Genomic DNA, 3,649 nt, shown 5'->3' on the forward strand with positions numbered 1-3,649 from the left:
GGGCCAGGTCCAGGCTGGCCTGGGCTTCACGGCCCAGCGCCTCCAGCGCGGCGGCATCGGCCACCTCGCGGCGCCACAGCACGCTGTGGGCCGGCACGCCATGGTAGGTCGCCTGCCACTGGCCTTGCGCCTCGACAAAGCCCAAACGCAGCGCGTCGTGATGCTCCAGCACCACCGCCAGCGCCTGTTCCAGGCGCTCGGCATCCAGTGGCTGCTGCGGCTTGAGCAGCACCGACTGGTTCCAATGGTGGCGCTCGACCTGCACCTCGTCGAAGAACACCCGGTGGATCGGCAGCAGCGCCGTCGGCCCTTCGACCCGGCCCTGCGCTACTTGCAGGCCACTGCCATCGAGGCTGGCCACCGCGGCCAGGCCCTGTACGGTCTGGTGCTGGAACAGCTGCTTGGGCGTGAAGTGAATCCCCGCCTGGCGTGCCCGGCTCACCACCTGCAACGAGATGATCGAGTCGCCGCCCAGCTCGAAGAAGTTGTCCCGCGCACCGATGCGCTCCAGCTTGAGCACGTCCTGCCAGATCGCCGCGATACGTCGTTCAAGGTCAGTGGCCGGGGCCTGATAGTCGGCCTGCGCGGCCTCAAGATCCGGCAGCGGCAAGGCCTTGCGGTCCAGCTTGCCGTTGGGGGTCAGCGGCAGCGCCGGCAGTTGCAGCAGGTGCGCCGGCACCATGTATTCGGGCAGCTGTTCGCGCAGTGCGGCCTTGACCTGCTCGCTGTCCAGTTCGCTGCTGGCCACCAGGTAGCCCACCAGCTGATGACCGCTGGCACCTTCCACTGCCAGCACCACCGCCTCGCGCACGCCGGCCTGCTGTTGCAGGCGGGTTTCGATTTCGCCCAGCTCGATGCGGAAACCACGCACCTTCACCTGGTGGTCGACCCGGCCGATGTATTCCAGCTGGCCGTCCTCGCGGTAGCGGGTCAGGTCGCCGGTGCGGTACATCCGCTCGCCGGCAGCGCCCGATGGGTTGGGCACGAACTTCTCGGCAGTCAGCCCCGGGCGCAGCAGGTAGCCACGGGCCAGGCCGTCACCGGCCAGGTACAGCTCGGCGGCAACGCCCACCGGCGCCGCCTGCAACTGATCGTCCAGCAGCAGCGCGCTGCTGTTGCACATCGGCTGGCCGATGCTCGGCACACCGCCGTGCAGGCGGCGGCTGAAGGTGGAGTAGACGGTGTCTTCCGACGGGCCGTACAGGTCGTACACGTGGTCCAGGGTGCCCAGCGCGTACAGGCTGTCGACCAACCCTTGCTTGAGCGGCTCGCCACACAGGTTGACGATGTCCACCTCGGCCGGCACGTCGCCGGCACGCAGCAGCGCGGCGATGGCCGATGGCACGGTGTTGATCAGGCGCACCTCGGCCCGCGCCGGCAGGTTGCCCAGCTCCAGGGCGTTGCGCGCCAGGATCAGGTAGCCGCCGTTGGCCAGGGTGACGAACAGCTCCCACACCGACAGGTCGAAGCACACCGAGGTCGAGGCCAGCACGCCCTGGATCTCGTCATGGCTGTACATACCGGCGGACCAGTGCGCCAGGGCCACGATATTGCGGTGGGTGATGGCCACGCCCTTGGGCCTGCCGGTGGAGCCGGAGGTGTAAATCACATAGGCGAGGTTCTGCGCAGTCACCCGGGTGACCGGCGCGCTTGCCGGATAGTGCGCCAACGCCGCATCGTCCTCGGCCACCAGCACCGTGGTCAGACCGTCCAGGGAAATGCCTTCGAGCACACCCGGCTGGGTCAGCAGCACCCGCGCCTGGCTGTCTTCGAGCATGTAGGCCAGGCGGTCGAGCGGGTAGTCCGGGTCCAGCGGCACATAGGTGCCACCGGCCTTGAGCACCGCCAGCAGCGCCACCAGCAGTTCGGCGTTGCGCGGCATGGCCACGCCCACCCGCACCTCGGGGCCGACCCCCAACGCCACCAGGTGGTGGGCCAGGCGGTTGGCGCGAGCCTGCAGCCAGGCGTGGTCCAGGCGCCGCTCGCCATCGATCAGGGCCAGAGCCTGGGGCGTCTGGGCCGCCTGGCGCTCGATCAGCTGATGGATGCACTGCTCGCTTTCATAGGTTTCACGGGCCGGGTTGAAGCCGGCCAGGCGCGCCTGCTCGGCCGCCTCCAGGCTCGGCAGTTCGGCCAGGGGCAGGTGGAACTGTGCCGGCAACCGGGCCAGCAGGCCGCTCAGCTGTTCACCGAGCCGGCGCATGCCTTGCTCGGGGAAGCTGCGGCTGTCGAAGCTCAGGTGCAGCACCAGCTCTTCGGCATGCACCACCATCAGGGTCAACGGGAAGTTGGTCTGCTCGTGATTGTGCACCTCGCCAAAGCGCAGGCTGTCCGGCGCGGCCTGCTGCAGGGCTTCGGAGATCGGGAAGTTCTCGAACACCAGCAAGGTGTCGAACAGGTTGTCGCCCAACTGCGCCCAGCGCTGCACATCGAACAACGCGGTGTGTTCGTGCTCACGCAAGGCCAGGTTGCGCAGTTGCAACTGCGCCAGCCACTCGCCCAGCGGCTGCTGCGACTCGACGTCGACCACCACCGGCAGGGTGTTGATGAACAGGCCCAGTTGCTGCTCGATGCCCACCAGCTCGGCCGGCCGGCCAGCCACGGTGGCACCGAAGGCCACGTGCTGCTGGCCGGTGTAGCGCGACAGCAGCAAGGCCCAGGCACCTTGCACCAGGGTGTTCATGGTCAGCTTGTGCTGGCGAGCGAATTCGCTCAGGGCTTGGGTTTGCTGGGCATCCAGGCCGGTGTACAGCTCGACCTGGCCACCCTCGCCTTGCGGCAGGTCGCCAAATACCCGTGCCAGCCGGGTCGGCACCTCCAACCCAGCCACTTGACCGCGCCAGAAATGCTCGGTGGCCGCCGGGTCCTGGGCACCCAGCCAGGCGATGTAGTCGCGGTAGCGCCCCGCCTGGGCCGGTACGGCCTGGCCCCGGTAGCGTTGCAGCACCTCGCCCATCAGGCGCGAGTTGCTCCAGCCGTCCATGAGAATGTGGTGGCTGGTGTAGATCAGGTGGTGGCGCTGCTCGCCCAGGCGCACCAGCAACAGGCGCAGCAATGGCGGTTCGGCCGGGTCGAAGCCCTGGGCACGCTCGTCGGCGGCCAGTTGGTCGAGCGCGGCCGTGTCGGTGGCGCGGTCGCGCCAGTCGAGCTCGCGCAGGTTCAGGCGCACGGACTTGCGAATGACCTGCAGCGGGCGCTCCAGCCCCTGCCAGAGGAAGCTGCTGCGCAGCACGTCATGGTCATCGACGCAGGCCTGCCAGGCTGCCGCGAAGCGCGCAGGCTCCAGGCCTTCGACCTCCAGGCGCATCTGGTTGATGTAGTCGCCGCTGTGCTCATAGACGGTGTGGAACAGCATGCCTTGCTGCATCGGCGACAGCGGGTAGATGTCCTCGATCTGCGCCAGGGGCACCGGCAGGCTGTCCAGCCCGGCCATGTCCAGCCCGGCCAGTGGGAAGTCCGACGGCGTGGCGGAGCGTTCCTGCAAGGTGCAGCAATGCTCGACCAGGGCTTCCAACTCGCGACCGTAGTCATCCGCCAGGCGCTGCACCGTGGCTTCGTCGAACATCTGCGTGCTGAAGCGCCAGCCCATGCTGAACTCGCCGCCGTACACCTGGCCATTGAGCGTCAGCCAGTTGCCCAGCGCCGCCAA

The 3,649-nt window shown here is 68.4% G+C and carries 1 protein-coding gene; it reads right to left on the reverse strand.

Annotation, left to right across the window (positions count from 1 at the left end):
* Positions 1–3,649: non-ribosomal peptide synthetase (locus DM373_RS28195; RefSeq protein WP_157966905.1), on the reverse strand; the 3,649-nt coding region annotated here is incomplete at both ends.

Source organism: Pseudomonas sichuanensis, from assembly GCF_003231305.1.
GTDB lineage: Bacteria > Pseudomonadota > Gammaproteobacteria > Pseudomonadales > Pseudomonadaceae > Aquipseudomonas > Aquipseudomonas sichuanensis.